Source organism: Enterobacter sp. SENG-6 (assembly GCF_001605945.1).
GTDB classification, from domain to species: domain Bacteria; phylum Pseudomonadota; class Gammaproteobacteria; order Enterobacterales; family Enterobacteriaceae; genus Enterobacter; species Enterobacter cloacae.
In genome coordinates this window covers 61,027-80,666 of the sequence record NZ_LOMM01000010.1, presented here as the reverse complement: position 1 = coordinate 80,666, position 19,640 = coordinate 61,027, and the positions used below count along the sequence as shown (strand labels likewise).

General features: G+C 56.6%; 13 protein-coding genes. All 13 read right to left on the bottom strand.

The annotated features are described in order from the left end of the window. Positions 1-26: 26 nt before the first annotated feature. Positions 27-1,205: an outer membrane protein assembly factor BamB gene (gene bamB, locus AX755_RS06265; RefSeq protein WP_029882244.1), complete on the bottom strand. Its 1,179-nt coding sequence runs from the start codon at positions 1,203-1,205 to the stop codon at positions 27-29. Positions 1,206-1,215: 10 nt separating this feature from the next. Next, positions 1,216-1,836, bottom strand: coding sequence for a YfgM family protein (locus AX755_RS06260; protein WP_013098275.1), 621 nt, complete (start codon positions 1,834-1,836; stop codon positions 1,216-1,218). A gap of 13 nt (positions 1,837-1,849) precedes the next feature. Beyond that, the gene (gene hisS / locus AX755_RS06255; protein WP_013098276.1) at positions 1,850-3,124 is read right to left on the bottom strand and encodes a histidine--tRNA ligase; all 1,275 of its coding nucleotides are present in this window, start codon (positions 3,122-3,124) and stop codon (positions 1,850-1,852) included. 81 nt (positions 3,125-3,205) lie between these two features. Then, entirely contained in the window at positions 3,206-4,324 is a 1,119-nt protein-coding gene (gene ispG / locus AX755_RS06250; RefSeq protein WP_013098277.1) for a flavodoxin-dependent (E)-4-hydroxy-3-methylbut-2-enyl-diphosphate synthase, read from the bottom strand. 26 nt (positions 4,325-4,350) lie between these two features. Next, positions 4,351-5,364 (bottom strand): cytoskeleton protein RodZ, encoded by a 1,014-nt coding sequence (gene rodZ / locus AX755_RS06245; RefSeq protein WP_023620375.1) that lies wholly within the window; start codon positions 5,362-5,364, stop codon positions 4,351-4,353. 291 nt (positions 5,365-5,655) lie between these two features. Continuing rightward, positions 5,656-6,822: a bifunctional tRNA (adenosine(37)-C2)-methyltransferase TrmG/ribosomal RNA large subunit methyltransferase RlmN gene (locus AX755_RS06240; protein WP_013098279.1), complete on the bottom strand. Its 1,167-nt coding sequence runs from the start codon at positions 6,820-6,822 to the stop codon at positions 5,656-5,658. 169 nt (positions 6,823-6,991) lie between these two features. Continuing rightward, positions 6,992-7,423 carry a nucleoside-diphosphate kinase gene (gene ndk, locus AX755_RS06235; protein ID WP_003860625.1) on the bottom strand — a complete coding sequence of 144 codons (432 nt, stop codon included), beginning with the start codon at positions 7,421-7,423 and terminating at the stop codon, positions 6,992-6,994. 124 nt (positions 7,424-7,547) lie between these two features. Next, positions 7,548-8,423 (bottom strand): 4Fe-4S binding protein, encoded by an 876-nt coding sequence (locus AX755_RS06230; protein WP_062856470.1) that lies wholly within the window; start codon positions 8,421-8,423, stop codon positions 7,548-7,550. Next, positions 8,423-9,211 (bottom strand): dimethyl sulfoxide reductase anchor subunit family protein, encoded by a 789-nt coding sequence (locus tag AX755_RS06225; RefSeq protein WP_062856469.1) that lies wholly within the window; start codon positions 9,209-9,211, stop codon positions 8,423-8,425. The genes AX755_RS06230 and AX755_RS06225 overlap by 1 nt, the downstream gene beginning before the upstream one ends. After that, complete coding sequence (locus AX755_RS06220; protein ID WP_062856468.1) at positions 9,204-9,833, bottom strand: DMSO/selenate family reductase complex B subunit; 630 nt, start codon at positions 9,831-9,833, stop codon at positions 9,204-9,206. Before AX755_RS06220 ends, AX755_RS06225 begins: the two co-directional genes overlap by 8 nt. After that, on the bottom strand, positions 9,830-12,208 hold the full coding sequence (locus AX755_RS06215; protein ID WP_062856467.1) for a DMSO/selenate family reductase complex A subunit: 2,379 nt from the start codon (positions 12,206-12,208) through the stop codon (positions 9,830-9,832). The genes AX755_RS06220 and AX755_RS06215 overlap by 4 nt, the downstream gene beginning before the upstream one ends. Before the next feature lie 88 nt (positions 12,209-12,296). Then, complete coding sequence (pbpC, locus tag AX755_RS06210) at positions 12,297-14,624, bottom strand: peptidoglycan glycosyltransferase PbpC (RefSeq protein WP_047023265.1); 2,328 nt, start codon at positions 14,622-14,624, stop codon at positions 12,297-12,299. A 1-nt stretch (position 14,625) separates the two neighbouring features. Continuing rightward, on the bottom strand, positions 14,626-19,578 hold the full coding sequence (locus AX755_RS06205) for an alpha-2-macroglobulin family protein (protein ID WP_062856466.1): 4,953 nt from the start codon (positions 19,576-19,578) through the stop codon (positions 14,626-14,628). Between the last annotated feature and the right edge of the window lie 62 nt (positions 19,579-19,640).

The following is a 19,640-nucleotide window of genomic DNA, read 5'->3' as shown; positions in this document are numbered from 1 at the left end:
TTTAGTATACTACAACCGCCGGGTAATTAACGCGTGATCGCGTACAGCGTGCCGTCTTTTGCCTGAATCAGCAGTTTGCCGTCAGCCACAACCGGGTCGGTGAGGAAGCCAGAGCTGTCGACTTTTTGCTGCGCAGTAAAGCGGCCCGTCTCCGGATCGATCCAGTGCATGTAGCCTTCGCTATCACCCACCACCAGGCTACCGTTGTACAGCGCCGGTGCGGTCAGCAGACGGTGCAGCAGATCGCTTTGCGTCCACAGCGTCACGCCGCCATCGGTGCTCAGCGCCAGCAGACGGTCGTTCTGGTCAACCATATAGATACGGTTACCATCAACAATGAAATCATTCACTGAGCCCAGTTCACGTTTCCACATGATCTGGCCACTGCGCAGATCGAGCGCGGTCAGGTTGCCGTTGTACGCCAACGCATAAACCACACCGTTGACGATAACAGGCGTCGTGTCGACGTCGTTCAGACGGTCGATTTCAGTTGACCCCGTCGCCTGAGAAATACGCTGCTGCCAGATCATCTGACCTTGCTGCATCAGCACCGCGCTCACACGACCGTTATCACCACCCACAATGGCAGCACCAAAGGCTGTCGCCGGGGCAGATTCGCCGCGCAGGGAGAGTGATGGCATATCCAGGTTGACGGTCCATTTCACCAGACCATCGGCTTCGTTCAGCGCCTGTAGCTGGCCGTTGCTGGTGTGGATCAGCACCAGGCCGTCGCTCACCACCGGACGAGACAGAGACTCACCGGCAACCGTGGTTTGCCAGGCAACAGAACCGTCGCTGGTGTTCAGGGCATAGACCTGTGCTTTTTCGCTTCCCACGTATACGTGACCACCGGCAACGGTCAGGCCGCCAGACAGCAGTGCAGGTTTACGGGAGAACCAGCCGTCTTTTTCCGCCAGGTTAACGGACCACACTTCTTTTCCGTCATCGGCGTTAAGCGCTTTTACGGTACCTTTACGGTCAGCCGCATAGATAACGCTGTCAGCAAAAGCCGGGTGCAGGTTGGAATAGAAATCACCAATTCCATCCCCCACGGAAGTACTCCACGCGGTTGACGGGGTAAACTGGTTTTCAACCGTCGGCAGCGGGGACATTTTCACAACGTCTTCTTCGCCACTGAACAGTGAACAGCCACTCAATAACGTAACAGAAAGCAGTCCTGGCAGAAGTAATTTACGCAATTGCATCGGGTCCCTCTCAGACGGACAAATTATTTATTTTCATCTGCATCATTTCGCTCAGCGCAGGGGATGCATTGCTATCTACACCAGCTTGCCACGCTTTACGCGCGCCCGCTTTATCACCTTTGCTCAGCAGTGCTTCACCGCGCAGATCGGCAACGATGGCAGCAAAACCTTCGCCTTTGATGGTATCGAGCGTTTTCAGCGCTTCATCAGCTTTTTTCTGCTGAACCTGGATACGGGCCAGGCGCAGATTGATAACCGCTTTCAGGTTGTCATCGCTGGCGGCCGCAAGCCCCTGCGACAGCTGGGCAGCCGCTTTATCCAGTTCGTTCTTGTCAATGTACTGCTGAGCCACTTCCAGCGCGGCCAGCGCACCGTAGGTGTTTTTGTTGTCAGCGGCAAATTTCTCTGCTGCCGTCAGCGTTTGCGGCTGATCGGCACGAATGGCGCTCACGGTATTTTCATAGGACAGAGACGCGCCGCGCGCGGAATCCGCCTGATGATTGTTCCAGTAGCGCCAGCCAATCAATGCACCTACACCTAAAATCACCCCAACAACCAGCGCTTTGCCGTTTTCAGCAAAGAAGCGTTTGATCGCGTCGACCTGGTCGTGTTCGTTCTCGTAAATTTCCACGCAGTCCTTCTCCTTAGCCCAATAGAGTGCGCAAGTGCGCCGCAACGCCGTCCTGCGTTACCGTTGTCTGCTCACCAGAGCGCAGGTCTTTCACTACCACTTCGCCGTTGGCCACTTCGGACTCACCCAGCACCAGTGCAATACTTGCGCCCCACTTATCGGCACGAGCAAACTGTTTTTTGAAGTTGCCGCCGCCATGGTTGGTCATCAGCTTAACCTCAGGCAGTGCATCGCGCACGCGTTCAGCAAGCTGCATCGCCGCAGACTGCGTTTCCGCGCCTGAGGCCACCAGGTATATATCGACAACGGAATCTGCTTTAAATTCCGGATTAACTGCCTGAACCAGCAAAACAAGTCGCTCAAGGCCCATTGCGAAGCCAACCGCAGGCGCGGCACGGCCGCCAAGCTGCTCAACCAGACCGTCATAACGGCCGCCAGCACACACGGTGCCCTGCGAACCGAGGCTGGTAGTAACCCACTCAAACACGGTACGGTTATAGTAGTCCAGCCCGCGCACCAGGCGCTGATTAACGGTATAGGCAATGCCTGCTGCTTCGAGCAGTTTGCAAAGACCAGCAAAGTGTTCGCGAGACTCGTCGTCCAGGTAATCGCCTAATGCAGGCGCATCGTTCAGCAGCGCCTGCACGTCCGGATTTTTGGAATCAAGCACGCGCAGCGGGTTGCTGTACATGCGACGTTTGCAGTCTTCGTCCAGCTTCTCTTTGTGCTCTTCAAGGAACGCCACCAGCGCATCGCGGTAGTTGGCACGCGCTTCCAGAGAGCCGATAGAGTTCAGCTCCAGAGAGACGTGCTCAGAGATGCCCAGCGCACGCCACCAGCGGGCGGTCAGCATGATCAGCTCAGCGTCAATGTCGGGGCCTTGCAGGCCAAACACTTCCACACCCAGCTGGTTGAACTGGCGATAACGACCTTTCTGCGGACGTTCGTGGCGGAACATCGGGCCGATATACCACAGGCGCTGCTCCTGATTGTACAGGAGACCATGTTCGATGCCGGCGCGTACGCAGCCCGCCGTACCTTCAGGACGCAGCGTCAGGCTGTCGCCGTTGCGGTCCTCAAAGGTGTACATCTCTTTTTCAACCACGTCGGTCACTTCGCCGATCGCGCGTTTGAATAACGGGGTCTGCTCTACAATCGGCAAACGGATTTCGCTGTAACCGTAGCTGCCGAGCACCTGTTTCAGTGTGCCTTCAATGCGCTGCCAGATGGCGGTTTCGCCAGGCAGATAATCGTTCATGCCGCGGATGGCTTGAATGTTTTTTGCCACGTTTATTCTCTTTCTATATACAAAAAAGAACCCAAAGAATGGGTTCAATCATACATGGGAAGCACTTCGCTTCCCATCACGTTATTTTTCAACCTGCTGAACGCTGATGCGCTGCGCTTCGTCCATCATCGACGCTTTGGCACGAATGCGCGCTTCAAGTTGGTCGATCATATCACTATTATCCAGACGATCTTTACGAACGCCATCTTCATAGAGACCACTTTTCTTGTTACCGCCGGTGACGCCCAGCGTTGACACCAGCGCTTCACCCGGGCCATTCACCACACAACCGATGATGGAGACGTCCATTGGGGTGATGATGTCTTCAAGACGCTGCTCCAGGGCATTCACGGTTCCGATGACGTCAAACTCCTGACGTGAACAGGTTGGACAGGCAATGAAGTTGATCCCACGTGCGCGGATACGCAGTGATTTCAGAATGTCGAAGCCAACTTTGATCTCTTCGACCGGATCGGCCGCCAGCGAAACGCGCAGGGTGTCGCCGATCCCTTCCGAGAGCAGCAGACCCAGGCCGATGGCTGATTTGACAGAGCCACTGCGCAGGCCACCCGCCTCGGTGATCCCAAGGTGCAGGGGCTGATCGATCTGCTTAGCCAGCAGACGATACGACTCTACCGCCAGGAAGACATCGGAGGCTTTTACGCTGACCTTGAACTGATCGAAGTTAAGACGATCCAGATGATCAACGTGACGCATCGCGGATTCAAGCAGCGCCTGCGGCGTGGGTTCGCCGTACTTTTCCTGCAGATCTTTTTCCAGAGAACCGGCGTTCACGCCGATACGGATGGGGATGTTCTTATCGCGTGCGCAGTCCACCACCATGCGGATACGCTCTTCGTTACCGATATTGCCTGGATTGATACGCAGGCAGTCGACGCCGTATTCGGCAACTTTAAGCGCAATGCGGTAGTCGAAGTGGATGTCTGCAACCAGCGGCACACTGACCTGCTGTTTGATCAGTTTGAACGCCTCTGCAGCGTCCATGGTTGGCACGGAGACGCGAACAATGTCCGCGCCTACGCGTTCTAAGGCTTTGATTTGGTTGACCGTCGCTTCCACATCCGTGGTGCGCGTATTGGTCATCGACTGGACGGCGATAGGCGCCCCATCGCCGATTGGCACATTCCCAACGTAAATCCGTTTTGATTTTCTACGTTGAATCGGAGCCTGGTTATGCATGAAAAATCTCCCGCGTAGCCCGTCTGTTACTGTGCTGCTGATTGTTCGGCATTAACGGTAAGACGTGCAACCTGGTTAGTTCTGATAAAGCGGCTCAGATCGACAGGTTTTCCTTGATACTGGATCTGTACCGCTGCCGGAGCGCCGATTTTAAGTTTATACGGTGCCTGACCGGTTAGGTTTAACGTGCCATCTTTACGCTGCAGGCCGCTGAACAGTTTTTTACCTGTTGCGTCAGTGACTTCTAACCAGCAGTCAGCAGTGAAATTCATCACCAGCGCGTTAGGGTCAACCGCGGGCGTTGCGACACCGGCCTGATCGGTCGGCAGGGGGGCAGCGGTGTTCGCCGCCGGTGCGTTCGTTGCGGTATCCACAGGAGCCTGAGAAGGTGCAACCACCGCGTTTTGATCCTGCGCTGGAGCCTGCGTCTGAGGCGCTGACGTGTTAGCCGTTGCCGCTGGGGTCTGCGCAGCGTCGGTAGCTGGCGTATCGGTCGTCGCGGTTTGTGGCTCGCTGGTCGTTGCCGCGCTGTCGGTGCTCAGTGGCACGCTCTGCGCGTTACCGTTTCCGGCCTGGTTAAGTTCGGCAGAGGATTGATCGGCCATCGTGGTGATCTCTTCCTGCTGCGCCTTGTGGTTTTGCCACCACCATGCGCCGGTCAGACCGACCACCACAAACAGCACCAGCCAGGTGAAGCTCATCAGCCAGCCATCACGTTTTTTACGACGTTTGCCCAAAGAGAAGCTCTGCATCGGTGCAACTTTGGCTGCACGAACCGGTGCCTGCTTCTCCATCATTGGCAGTAATTCGTCTTCGGGGATGTGCACCAGTTTTGCGTAAGAGCGGATATACCCGCGCAAGAATGTTGAAGCCAGATCGGCAGGTGCCTTATCTTCTTCAATATCGCGAACCGTGGAAACCTTCAGGCACAAGCGTTCTGCAACGGCTTGCTGGCTGAGTCCGAGTTGTTCACGGGCGTTGCGAAGACGAACGCCAGTGGAGAGTGCTTCATGTTGGTCGTGAGTGGCTTCAGTATTCATTCGCTACAACTACTGGTACGTGAAAAATAAGGGTTCAGGTGCCGGTGAGTCACAATGCCACCCGCACCGCGAAACTTCTGGTCAGTTAACCTTGAACAGTCAGTATAAGGCTGTCAGCCCGGAGATGACAGTACGCCCTGCCCGTGAAGCTAAACTGTTGTTACGTCGTTACATACTGCCCGAAAGTCGTATGAAACGCACCGTAATTATTACTCAGTCATCACGAATCTGACTGATTATTCAGTAAGATTATGCTTCACGGCGCAATAATGCGCCGTGATTGCATAATAATCAAACAGCTTTGACCGCAATCGTCTCGCCCTGCATGCGTTTACGCAGGGTACGTTTGGTTCGGTCAATCACATCACCCGCCAGCTGACCGCATGCGGCATCGATATCATCACCACGGGTTTTACGCACTATGGTGGTGAAACCGTACTCCATCAACACCTTCGAGAAACGGTCGATACGGCTGTTCGAGCTGCGGCCATACGGCGCTCCCGGGAACGGGTTCCATGGGATCAGGTTGATTTTGCACGGCGTATCTTTCAGCAGTGCAGCCAGTTCATGCGCATGCTCGGTACCGTCGTTCACGTGGTCGAGCATCACGTACTCGATAGTTACGCGGCCCTGGTTGGCGTTGGATTTTTCCAGGTAGCGACGCACCGCCGCAAGGAAGGTTTCGATATTGTACTTTTTGTTGATCGGCACAATTTCGTCACGGATTTCATCGTTTGGCGCATGCAGAGAGATGGCCAGCGCCACGTCAATCATGTCACCCAGCTTATCCAGAGCCGGAACCACGCCTGACGTAGAGAGCGTCACGCGACGTTTGGAGAGGCCAAAACCGAAATCGTCCAGCATAATTTCCATTGCCGGAACCACGTTAGTCAGGTTCAGCAGCGGTTCACCCATCCCCATCATCACCACGTTGGTAATTGGGCGGGTTCCGGTCACTTTCGCCGCGCCAACGATTTTCGCGGCACGCCAGACCTGGCCAATGATTTCCGATACACGCAGGTTACGGTTAAAACCTTGCTGCGCGGTTGAGCAGAATTTGCACTCCAGCGCACAGCCAACCTGAGAAGAGACGCACAGCGTGGCGCGATCGTCTTCCGGGATATACACGGTTTCAACACGCTGATCGCCAACGGCAATCGCCCATTTGATGGTGCCATCTGAAGAGCGTTGTTCTTCCACCACTTCCGGTGCGCGGATTTCAGCCACTTCTTTGAGCTTGTTGCGCAGCACTTTGTTGATGTCAGTCATGTCATCAAAGTTGTCGCTGCAATAGTGGTACATCCATTTCATGACCTGATCGGCACGAAACGGCTTCTCGCCCAACTCTTTAAAGAACTCGCGCATCTGCTGACGGTTCAGATCCAGCAGGTTAATTTTTCCATTTTTATTTGGAACCGCAGGCGTGGCGACTTCGGAGGTATTCACTAATTCAGACATAATATTTTCCGGCCTCGTTGTTACACGTTATGGCCCATGGAGGGTTGAAAAGAAACGCCCCGGAAAGCGTTCTGCTCGTCCGGGGCGTTGCATTGTACAAAGTCTGGCGCAGGGATGCCACGTTTGCACGTGGCATTTACGAAAATAATGTGTAAACGAAACCGTTAAATTAACGGGTACGTGGACACACTTCGCCTTCTGCGAAGAAGAAAGCGATTTCGCGCGCTGCAGATTCAACAGAGTCAGAACCGTGGGTGCCGTTCTCGGTGAAGCTGTCAGCGTAGTCAGCGCGCAGCGTACCTGCCAGCGCGTTATCCGGGTTGGTTGCACCCAGCAGGTCACGGTGACGCTGTACCGCATTTTCGCCTTCCAGCACGGATACCACGATCGGGCCAGAGGTCATGAACTCAACCAGACCGTCAAAGAATGGGCGACCTTCATGCTCAGCGTAGAAACCGCGAGCCTGCTCAACGGTCAGATGCAGCATTTTGGTGCCAACGATCTTAAACCCTGCTGATTCAAAGCGAGCGAAGATGCTGCCAATAACGTTTTTTGCCACCGCGTTTGGTTTGATGATGGAAAAAGTACGTTCAATAGCCATTGATAACCTCTGTAAAATGTTCTGTTGTTTTTGCATACCTGAGTATGGTGTGGCGCGGATTATAAAGAGCAATGGCGCCATTGCCTATGGTTATACATAACATTTTTTTAAAATGAGACGAAGATTAGCAACAGGACAGATTTCGCATCCCGTAGTGATGGTGGAAACAGAGCGGGCACTGCTTTTCTTCAGGCGTAAATGACCAGAACCGACGGCGGCACGTCTGGCAAATGGCCTCATATGCGGGCATGGTTACCGTTTTCGCTATTCCCTCTGTTTGTGTCACTTTTATCGCCGCATGCTGGCAAACCGCTTCACAACCACCGCAACCGGTGCAATATTCGGTTTCCACCCTCAGACTGGCGTTCTCAAAACGAATCGCCCTTTCCTGACAGCTTCGCCAGCACGCCCCGCACAGCACGCACTTTCCGGCGTCGAGAGCGATCTCTGCCTCGCTAAACGCGGGAAAAGCCCTTCGCAACTCACGCAGGCCGGGCATGACGCAACAGGCACGAACATCCTCACGGGGAACGTGCATTAGCGCACGGCGGGCGAGATTCACCTCGTTGTGCGGGATGAGCTTAAATGCCCACGCCGCTTCACCGCGTCGGCGAAGCGTAAGATTAAGCCGGGCAAGCGCCAGCAGCCAGTCAGGATGGTGCTCCACCTCAATACTGATAAAACGAACGCGGTATTGCGCGTGCCACAGTAGCAGCTCATTCACTCCAGGTGCGCGTTCCGTAAACGGCCCGACAAGCGCATCTCCACGCAAAAAGCGTTTTCGCGGTACGATGCCGGTAATGGCTCCGGCTGGACAGACAAACAGGCAGTCACCGCATTCAATACAACGGCTGTCATCAATCAGAACGCCCGAGTCCGTAAAAGAGAACGCCTGCACAGGGCAAGCGTCCGCACAGGCGTGGCAGGAGGCATGGCGGAAACGGCGACGAACGCACGCATGCGTCACGTCCATCGCCGGGATAAGCGTTAATCCGGCCATCAGCCAATACTGAAGAAAACGAAGCGCAGCATCAGCTCACCCACAATCAGTAATGCGCTGCCCAGCAGCACCGGGCCTCGCGCGGCCTTCAGACCGCCCGCGGCAAAACACAGCATGCCCGCAACGGAAACGCACCAGCTCAGCAGATGCATCGTGCGCAGTTGCTCCAGCATCCATAACGGAGCGTGAGGGAATGTCACCACGGTGTTGTCCATGGCTGTAATGTCGGCCAGCCAGACAGGCTGCATCACCAGACGCACAAGCACCAGCAGCGTAATAATCACAACCGCCGCGCGCAGGTTAATCCGGGAAGGCGCCCCAACGGCCACGCAGGCTGAGCCAATGATTCCCACCGAGCCGATGAACAGCACCAGCGTGTTGATGTGCTGCCAGGTGACAACCGACGAATGGATATAAATCTGCGCCATGCAGAACACGTCCACCAGCCCGACAAGACCCGCCACCGCCAGAATCGGCTTCCAGCCTGGTTTTTTCGCGAACATCAGCAGCGTCGCAAGACCAAGCGCCGCAAGGTAAAGGCTGGCAAATACGATCTCACGGCTCAGCCAGGAGCTGGATACGTGGCGCAGCGCGTTGAGAGCATTGAGCGGGTAGCCCATATGCAGCGCCGAGGCGAGCAGCCCCAGGCAGGCCAGCACGAATGCCCCGGCAGCAGGCAGCAGCGCGTTACGCGGCGAAGCCTGCGCGTCTCCGAGCGCCAGCCAGAGCGTAACGCCTACCGATCCCTGAAGGAACAGGGTAAAAATCAGCAACGGTAACTCATGCATGACATGTCCCCTCTTTCTCTGCGCCCTGATGTGCTTTGATCACCAGGTTAGGTTTGGTGATGGAGGAATCAGGCAATCCCTTCACGTCACAGACCACACCGTATTTCGCCCGAAGTTCATCAATCGGCCCGAATTTGATCGCTTCAAGGGGACAGGTTGCCACGCAGACAGGCTGTTCGCCTTTCGCCTGCAGATCCACGCAAAAATCGCATTTGGACATCTGCCCGGTCTGCTCGTTGAGCTGCGGCGCGCCATAGGGGCATGACCACGCACAATATCCACAGCCGACGCACTTATCCGTATCGACGCGCACGATGCCGTCACCCGGACGCTTATGCATCGCGGTGGTCGGGCAGTTTTTGGTGCAGACAGGATCCGCACAGTGGTTGCAGGAGACAGAAAGTGTGTAGGCAAAAACGTTATTGCTGACGCCGCCCTGGCCGGTTGGGATGAAATTCCCGCCGTTGATTTCGTACACGCGACGGAAACGACGCCCGGGTTCAAGGTTGTTTTTATCTTTGCATGCCACCTGGCAGGCCTTGCAGCCCGAGCAGCGGGATGAGTCGATATAGAAGCCCAGCTGTTTGTCGCTCACCGGCGCGTAGTGTTTAAACTGACTCATGCTTTTGCTACCTCCACCAGCATGGTTTGATGAGAATTCCCTTTCGCAAGTGCGGTAATGCGGGCGGAGCTGAGCACGTTCGCGCAGCCACCTTTATCAATGCCCCGCTCGTCCGGCTGCCACCAGGCGCCAGCCTGCATGGCAACAACGCCAGGAATGATGCGCGGCGTGACTTCGGCCGGGATTTCACATATCCCCCGTGCATTGTGAATACGCACGGTATCTCCCTGCGCAATACCGCGTTTTTGCGCGTCCTGTGGGTTAATCCATAACTTTTGCTGTTGAACCTCAAGCAGCCATGGGTTGGCATACTGAGTGGAGTTGGCGCGGTTTTTCCCCTTCCAGGTAATGAGCTGTAACGGGAACGTCTTCGCCAGTTCATCCTCCGGTCCTTCATGGGCTGGCACGTAATGCGACAGCGCAGGGATTTCCGGGTGATGCATGTCGTAAAGACGCTTCGAGAAGATCTCAATTTTTCCGGATGGCGTCGGGAAAGGATGATTTTGCGGGTCGCGAATATTGTCCTCAAAAGCGACATACGGTGCGCTTTTGAAGAGATGTTGCCGCGTCTTTTGCAGCGTCGCGAAGTCAGGCAAGTTTTCCTCTGGCATCGCCAGGCGAGTCTGCTCCCATATGTGTTCAATCCACGCCTTTTCATCCCGCCCCTGGCTGAAGGCCGGTTCGATACCCAGCTTAGCGGCTACTTCGCGCAGCCAGTCATAGTCTGAACGGCGTTCAAATTCGGGTTTGATCAGCTTTTCCGAGAGGATCAGATAGCTTGCGGTCCCCCAGGTTTCACCGATATTCCAGCGTTCCATAAAGCTGGTTTCCGGCAGCAGAAGATCGGCATAGCGGGCGCTCGGCGTCATGAAGAGATCGCTTGCCACGATGAACTGAATTTTCGACTCGTCTTCCAGTACCCGTGTCGCCTGATGCAGATCGGGGTTCTGGTTAGCAAGATAGTTACCCGCCAGAGAAAACAGAATGCGGATATTACTGTCGAGCTTTTCAGCATCCTTCAGGCCGACATCCGGTGTGACCTGTGAGGCATCGTCAGCGGCCTGAACCCAGTTCATCACCGATATTTTTGCTTTGACCGGGTTATCCGGCATGTCAGGACCGACCGCAAATTTCCGGTTGGCACAACCACCATATCCTGCAGCCCACCCACCTTTTACGCCAACATTGCCCGTCAGCGTTGCCAGCAGCGTAGAGCCACGCGCGGTGCGTTCGCCGCAGTTGTGGCGCTGTGGACCCCAGCCCTGAATTAACGCGGCAGGTTTTGTTGTGGCATAGTCGCGTCCCAGCTGCCGGATGGTCTGCGCTGGCACATGGGTAATTTGCTCTGCCCATTCGGGAGTTTTCACCACTCCATCTTTCGCACCGGTCAGATAGGCGACAAGAGACTCGTTGGCGGGCACACCTTCAGGCATTGAGGCTTCATCGAAGCCCAGCGTATAGCGCTGAATAAATTCACGATCGTGCAGGTTTTCCGTGACGATAACGTACATCATCGCGTCCATCAGCGCGTTATCGGTCGTCGGTAATAAGGGGATCCATTGATCGGCAAGGGATGAAACGGTATCTGAGTAGCGTGGATCAACCACGATAAAACGCGTGCCGTTTTGCTTCATTCTCTGGAAATAGTGGTTGCTGTGACCAAAAATGGTCTCCGTTGGGTTATGACCCCAGAGGATCACCAGCCGGGTATCCTGCAGTGTATCCAGCGAACTGCCGCTGGCGGCGGTGCCGTAGGTGTAAGGCGTCGCGGCAGCTGTATTGCCCATACTGACCGAATGATAGCTTTCAAGGTATCCGCCGGTTAAGTTGAGCAAACGACGGACCATCTTATCCCCGGAAAAGGTGCCCCCGGAAACCGCCGTACCCACATGAACATAGCGCGAGGCTGCGCCATATTGTTGCGTGATCGTTTTTAACCGTTCGGCAATAAGCGTGGTAGCTTCATCCCACGAAATACGTTCAAATTTTCCTTCACCGCGCTTACCCACGCGTTTCATCGGATATTTTAAACGGTCAGGATGGTAAACAAATTTCCGGTAAGCCCGGCCACGAACGCAGGCGCGCATCACCGGCATTTGCGGATCCAGCTCCTTATCCGGGCGCGTAGAAATTCGGGTCACCACGCCATCGTTGACGTGGGCCCGAATATCACACTTCCCCCCGCAGTCAAATGTGCTGCAGGTCTGAATAATGTTTTCCCCAGGCTCGTCTTGTGCGGCGGTGTCTTCACTCGCCTTTGCTTTGCCAACGCGGGCGACAAACGGCAGGGCAGCAAGCGCCGACCCGGCCTGGATAAACTGACGTCGGGATACAGCGGGTAAAAGGCCGTCTCCCTGGCTTTTTATTTTTGTCATTGCTCATTCCTTCAAATAAAAACGCATTCTCGTTTTTTCGCAGGAACGAACATTGATTATTATCAAGCTAATTAATAGGGAGTAGGGGTTAGCGGCTTAATTCAAAATTAAGCGTAGCCAATTTCCCGGCCTCATCCATGGCAACTAATTGATATTTACCGGGCAAAGATAACTGCATTGAAAAATTCCGATTTTTATGTTCGAGAGGCTCGCCATTTAAAAACCACCATCGCTGCCCTTCTCCCCCGCTGGTCGTGACGGAAATTGTCACTTTTTCCTCACCCGGAAGACGCTTAATGACCGCCCCCTCTCTGACACCCGAAATCATTAGCGGTGCCGCATTGTTATCATCCAGCGGTGGACAAACCGTTGAGGGTGCGGGAAGACGTGCCGCTCTTTTTTCCGCTGCCGGTAGCCACGGCTCCAGGGGTAGCGGCCAGACGTCCAGCACTTTCTCTGTGGCATCCGGGCAATCTGCCGCAACGCGTTTGCCAGTTTTATCCAGCCAGATCGGGAAACGGATCCCGCGGATGCCCTCCTGCTCCGGCAGCAACAGCGTCGGCGGCTCACTCCCTTCCAGCAGCCAGGTCGACAGGCGTCGACGGCAGTTTTCACTGCCCTCCGGCAACGATTGTCCACCAGGCCAGCAGATCACGCCTCGCCCGACGCTTTCCGGGCGCGGATCGCGTGGCAGGCGCGCTTCGTCTATCGTTGAGCGCGACTGAAGCAGGTTATTCACCTGATTTAACAGCGGCACGGCACTGGCAAAACCAAACTGTCCCGCCACGGGCGTGCCGTCCGGCCTTCCTGTCCAGATGCCAATCACGTAACGCGCATTCAGGCCAATGGCCCAGGCATCGCGATAGCCGTAGCTGGTGCCCGTTTTCCATGCCAGCGGCGCAACCTGCGGCAGTGCGTTATCCGGTAACGGTTGGGCTTCATTCGCCAGAATACGGCGAATAATCCAGGCCGAGCCGGGTGACAACAGCGGACGTTCAACCAGCGCATCACCTGGCTGTAAGCGCAGCCTTCCCGCTTTACCGTGGCGGGCAAAAGCGCTGTAGGCAGCAGTAATATCTGCCAGCCGCGCTCCCGCCCCGCCCAGGATCAACGACAGATTTGGCTGCGCCCCCGCAGGCAAAATAAGCGGCAACCCTGCGTTGCTGAGCATGCCGGCAAAACGCTTAGGCCCGTACGCCTCCAGCACCTGCACGGCAGGCAGATTAAGGGAGCGCACCAGCGCTTCGCTCATGCTCACCGGCCCATGGAATCCGCTGTCAAAGTTGCCGGGACGATAATCACCGGTTTTCCTGGGGACATCCTGAAGCAGCGAAGCGGGATGGATCAATCCATCGTCGAGCGCCATACCGTAGATAAAAGGTTTAAGTACCGATCCCGGGGATCGGATCGCATTCACCATATCCACATGGCTGAAGCGGGTGTCATCGTTAATATCCACCGAACCGACCCAGCCGCGCACTTTCATATTGGTATGATCCACGACGATCATCGCCAGTGAACTGCGCGCCGGCAGGCGGGATTTCCAGTTCATTGCCAGCTCTTCCAGCTGCCGTTGTAAGGCGGCATCCAGAGTGGTGACAATTTTGGTATCACGGCTTTTTCCCAGCATCATGCGTGCGAAGAGCGGCGCCAGCTGGGGCATCTGCCGGGGAGCCAGCCATACCGGCTCTTCACGGGATTCGTTAACCTGTCGGGCTGACCAGACGCCCTGCGTTACCATCCGGTCGAGCACTTTGTTGCGCGCCGCTTCCGCCCGCGCCGGCCAGCGGTCCGGGCGTAAACGGCTGGGGGCCTGAGGTAGCACCGCCAGCAGGGCCGCTTCGGAATAGCTGAGCTGTGATGGCGGTTTACCCAGATAGGTCCAGCTTGCAGCACCTATTCCCTGGAGCGTCCCGCCAAACGGGGCGCGGTTAAGGTAGAGGGTGAGGATCTCGCGCTTGGAGAGGTGCCATTCAAGCTGCATCGCCCGCCAGAGTTGCCGAATTTTACCGCCAAAGGTGCGCGGATGCGGATCCAGCAGACGCGCAACCTGCATGGTCAGCGTGCTGCCGCCGGAGACTACCTTACCGGACGTCAGATCCTGCCAGGCGGCGCGCAGCACAGAGAAAGGATTCACGCCTGGATGCTCCCAGAACCAGCGATCTTCATACTGGATCAGGGCCTCAAGATAGCGAGGAGAGACCTCTTCAATCGTGACCGGATAACGCCAGATCCCTTCGCTGTCGGCAAAACGCCAGAGCGGCGTGCCCTTCTCATCCACCACCACCCGGGCGGGGTTAACCTCTTTCAGCGGCAACGGCCAGAGGCGGTCGGCGGCGACAATCAGCCCCCATAAAATGAGAAGCGCCCCCGCCAGCCACAGCCAGCGGGAGCGTATCAGACGTGCAACTGACATATTACGGTACAACAATCAGCGGGCCACTGGCCGCACCCGTTGCCCGCCACTGCGGAACATACATGGACTCCACCAGCGGCACCGGTACCTGGTACGTTCCCGGCGTCACGGCGCGCGCCAGATAAACCAGCGTAACCGGCTGCCCTTCGTTCACCGGCACTGCGGCCACAAAGCGGTCGTCGCGGAACTCCATATGCTGAATATCCGCCTGCTGCATCTGACTAAGCAGGTTCTGCACTTCGCTGCCGCTGTCCTGCAGGCTGGCGCTGCTGCTTGCCAGGTTCTGGTTCTCCAGCTCCAGACCCGCCGGGAGGAGATCCACCACCAGCGCATCCGGCACGTTCTGGCTGGCCTTCACTTCCAGCCATACCAGCACCAGCTCACCGCTCTTCAGCGAAGAGAGCGATTTCGAACTGCCGTCGGTTGCCAGAATATGGCGTTCAATCTGCAGAACATTCGAGGATGGCTGAGGGGCTGAGTCCGGGTAACCGGTGCTATCCAGACGCACCCACAGCGGTGCCGTGCCGGTGTTGGTCACCTGCAGCGCACCAAGCTGATCGCCATTCATATTCTGCACCAGCGCCTTGTCACCGCTCAATGCGCTACCCGAGAGTGAGGTTTCCGCCTGCCATGCTCCGGACAGAGTTTGTAGCGAACGTCCGGCCAGGAACAGCGCGTTACTCTCCTGTGTTGACAGCCAGCGCTGGCTGAAGGCCTGTTCAGACAGGGCATTCAGCAGCCTATTTTGCGCATCAGGCAGCAGCTTATACTCCTCCAGAAGGGAGAGCATCAGCGCGTTGTCACGAAGAGCGCTACCGTAATCCGCCATCCAGTTTCTGCTGTCGTTGCGCGGCGTTTTGAGGGCCAGATCCAGCGCCTGCTGGCTGCGCGGGGCATCCCCCATCAGTTTGAGTGCCATACCGAGCTGCATCAGCGGCAGACCAGAAGCCGCCTGCCCGTGACGATCCCAGATTTCACGCAACGCACCCAGCGGGGCTTTTTGCTGGCGCGCCAGTACCAGTGCGGCATAGGCCTGCACGGCAAATTTGCTGGCCTGGGTATCGTCGCTGTAGCGGATGGACATCATGCCCGGATCCTGCAGGTAGCGGAGCAGTCGGCTATTGGCATTGTTGACCGCATCCGTCGGCACGCTGTAGCCCTGCTCACCGGCACGCACCAGGAAGTCCGTGACATAGGCAGTCAGCCAGTACTCTTCCGGACCGTTTTTATCCCAGAGCGCAAAACCACCGTCATCACGCTGCATCTGCAGAAGGCGGGAGATGCCAATATCAATGGCAGCACGACGTTTGTCGTCCGTGTCGCCTTTAATGCCAAGCGCCTTCAGCTGTGACGCGTTGGTATAGAGCGACGGGAACAGGCCACTGGTGGTTTGTTCAAGACAGCCATAAGGATATGCCTGCAGCTCACGGATATAGCGCGCCAGATTAAGCGGCGGTTTGCCGCTAAGCAGCAGTTGTCTCTGCAATGTAGCGGGAGAGAAGCCGTTGATATGCTGCCCTGGCGCAGTCCAGGACTCACCCGGGTTCAGCATGGCCCCGGTATTCACCGTCTGCGCCGGGAACGCAGGACGGACGCCGATTTTCCAGCTCTTCTGCTGCGGAGCGAAGGTCTCGCCAGGCAGCTGAAGTCCTGTTACCTGCGCCGTCACTTCGCCGTCACCGTAACCTTCCAGTGCACGCACCGGAATAAACAGCGTGCTGCGCGCACCCGGTGGCAGTTTGACAGGCTGCGGCTGCGCCCCTTCCAGCAACAGCTTGCCGGTCGCGGTTAAGGCCACATTTAGCGTTTGCGGCTGATCGGTCAGGTTAGTGAGATCCAGCGTCAACCGTGAGGTATCGCCGCTTGCCAGGAAGCGCGGCGTATTAAGCTCGGTAATGACCGGCGCGGCCACAATCACTTTGCTTTCGCTGCTGCCGAAATCCTCTTCCGTCCAGGCCTGCGCCATCAGACGCAGCTCACCGTTGAAGTCTCCAATTGGCAGGGTGATGGACCCTTCACCATTCGCATCAAGCGTCACAGGCTGTGCCTGCTGGGCGATAATGGTGACATGGTTCACCGGCGGCTTACCGCCGCGTTTAAGCTCATCGCCGTCACCACCAAAACGCAGCGCGGCCATACGTCCCTGGCCTTCAATCACCTGGCCGTAGATATCGTAGATATCCGCGCCATAGCGCTTCTGACCAAAGAAGGCCTGCCACGGATCCGGCGTGACGTAATCGGTAATGTTCAGCACGCCGCTGTCCACCGCGGAGACCAACACGTTCACTTTCTGTGGTACCGGGCCCTCTTTCACTCTGGCTTTTACTTTCACGGAAAGCGTCTGGTTAGGGCGCATTTTCTGCGGGTTATCCAGCGCGATATTCAGACGGCGATTTTCATCCCCCATCGGCAGATGCAGCAGGCCAACCGCCCGCTTCGGCGTGGCGGATTTAGATTTATCGCCAGGGCGAACCACCAGCGTGCTGAGATAGAGGTCGTGGCGTTTCCAGGCTTTGTCTACCGGAATAGACAGATCCAGTCCGTTGGCCGGAACGTCGATCTCTTTCCACCACAGCGGCCCTTCGCTGGATTCGATCATCGCATAGCCTTTACCCGCGGCAGGTGCGGCGATATGCAGCTGGATGGTGTCACCCGGCTGGTAAGAAGGCTTATCCAGTTTCAGGGTCACGCGGTCGGGGCGCGCGGCTCCCGTGCCGTCACTGTTATCCTGCCAGCTGTACCCGGCCCAGAAACGTACGCTGCTGACCATGTCATCAGGCGCTTTCACTTCCAGACGATAGGAGCCCCACTCTACCGGGAACGTCACTTTACCCGTTTCATCGGCCTTGAGGGTCAGCTCCTGCTCGCCTTCAATGAGATCTTTTTGATCAAACTGGGACTGCCAGCCATCGCTTTCTGACCAGTTCCAGTAGTAGTCGCGGCGTTCGCGGATCAGGCGCACCTGTAACCCGGAAACAGCCTTTTTCGCCCCACTGGCATCGGCATAGACAATGTCGAAACTGGCGTTGCCGTTTTCATCGACGATAGGCTGGTTAACGGTGGTATCGGTGCGGTAATCATACACCACCTTGCTGGCGAACTGAGGACGAATACCCGGTAATTCGGCTGCTGGCCAGATCGCCTGTTCAGCACGACGCGTCACCGGACGACCGCCCGATTCCAGCAGGCTGGCCTGCAGGATCAGCTGAAGCGGAGAGTGCACCTCTTTCCACTGGCTTTCTGTAGAGACCTGCCCACGCCCCTGTTCATCAAGCGTAAGCTGCACTTCATCCAGGCTGCGACTCAGGTTGTCTTCCGCGATATCGCCAAACTGGAAGCCAGGCAGCGCCGGAACCGCTTCACGCAGTGGACGCAAAAAGAGCTGCCCCTGCAGGGCATTACCGTTGGCCGGTGCGCCGTACAGGTAATATCCCACCACGTTAAAGTCGACGTTATCCTGCGGTGAAACCGGCGTTTTTTGTCCGCTCAGATTCAGCGCCATACGCTCTGGCATAAAATCTTCGACGTGGAAGTCCCACAGACGCTGCTGGTTATCGCCCGTATTGGCGCGGATATGCCACATGCCGGTTTGCGCCCCGCTGTCCAGCGGATAGTTAAAGCGATAGAGACCATTCTCCGGCTGGACGACGACGGTACGCGCTACCTGCCCATCCGGGCGAAGCACATCCAGCTTCACCGGCTGCGCGGGTAGCGGTTTACCGTCGCTGTCGCGCAGTAAGCCGTTCAGGATCACCGTTTCGCCTGGGCGATAGAGGTCACGCGGGCCAAACATAAAGAATTGCTTGCTGTAACCCGGGCTACCGGCAATGTCGAACTCCGCCAGATCGAGTGCCGGCAGCTTGAGGTCAAGCAGCGTAGTCTGGCCATCTTTACTGGCAAGGATCAGCGCGGCTTCTTTGTCAGTTTCGAGCTTTGCATGGCCGTCGGCATCGCTGTTCGCCTCAGCCAGGGTCTGCCCTTTATCGTTTAACAGCGTGACGGTTACGCCGGATTGCGCCGCACCGTTTTCCAGGCTCTGGGTGAAGATATCGAGACGGTTATGATAACGGTGAGCGGACAGCCCAATATCGCTTAAGGTGAAGAGCGTGGCGGCATTGCTGTAGTTGTAGTGCCCTGCCTGATTCATCACTGCGATATAGACGCCCGACTGCTGGAGCGGCTTGATATCTTTCAGCGGCAGCAGCAGTTTTTCACGCGTGTTACGTGCCGGGTTAAGATCGAAACGACCGGTATAAACCAACTCGGCCATCTTCAGCAGATTGTCAGATTCCCAGTTGGTCAGCGAGTTACGGTATTCCCACTGGCTGACGAATGAAGCCAGCGACTCCGGTTTCACGCGATAGAAGTTCACGTCCACGTTATTGACGTTGAGCGCCATGACAGGCAAGCCTTCCACCACTTTCCCCGGCAGCAGTGACCCGCGGCTGGCGAAGCCGACCGTCGGCTCGACATCCCGGGTGGTCAGGGCTTTTTCGTAGTCGATGCCAAAAGTCGCTTTGTTTAACGCCTGCAGATCGCGTTCCACGGTGACGACCAGATTGCGGTTAGGCTCCAGATGGCGCAGACGAAGCTCTTTCAGGTTCGGCGCCAGTTCCCACGCCCCGTCAACCTTGCCGCTTTTCTTATCCACGACATGCACGGTTTTCGAGAAATCCTGATCCGGATTCAGTGGAACAGAAAATGTCAGCACCAGCGTGGCGGCGCCGTCCAGCTGCACTTCAGAGGCATCAAGCAGAGTGAGCGCTTTGCCCTGACTTTGTACCGCCAGTTTTGCCAGCTTGTCAGCGTCTGGCTTTTCCGCCGCTTTTGGTGTGGTTGCTGTAGATGCCGCGGGAGCCGCAGCCTGAGGTTTATCGTCGCTGTTATCACAGCCGACAAGCGTAAACGTGGTGAGCAGCGCAAGAGAGAGCGCGGCTAAGCGAAACGGTTTCATCCTTTGTCCCTGGCCCATGGAGCCTGTTGGTCGTCTTCCGGATAAGTATTATCCGCAAGTTT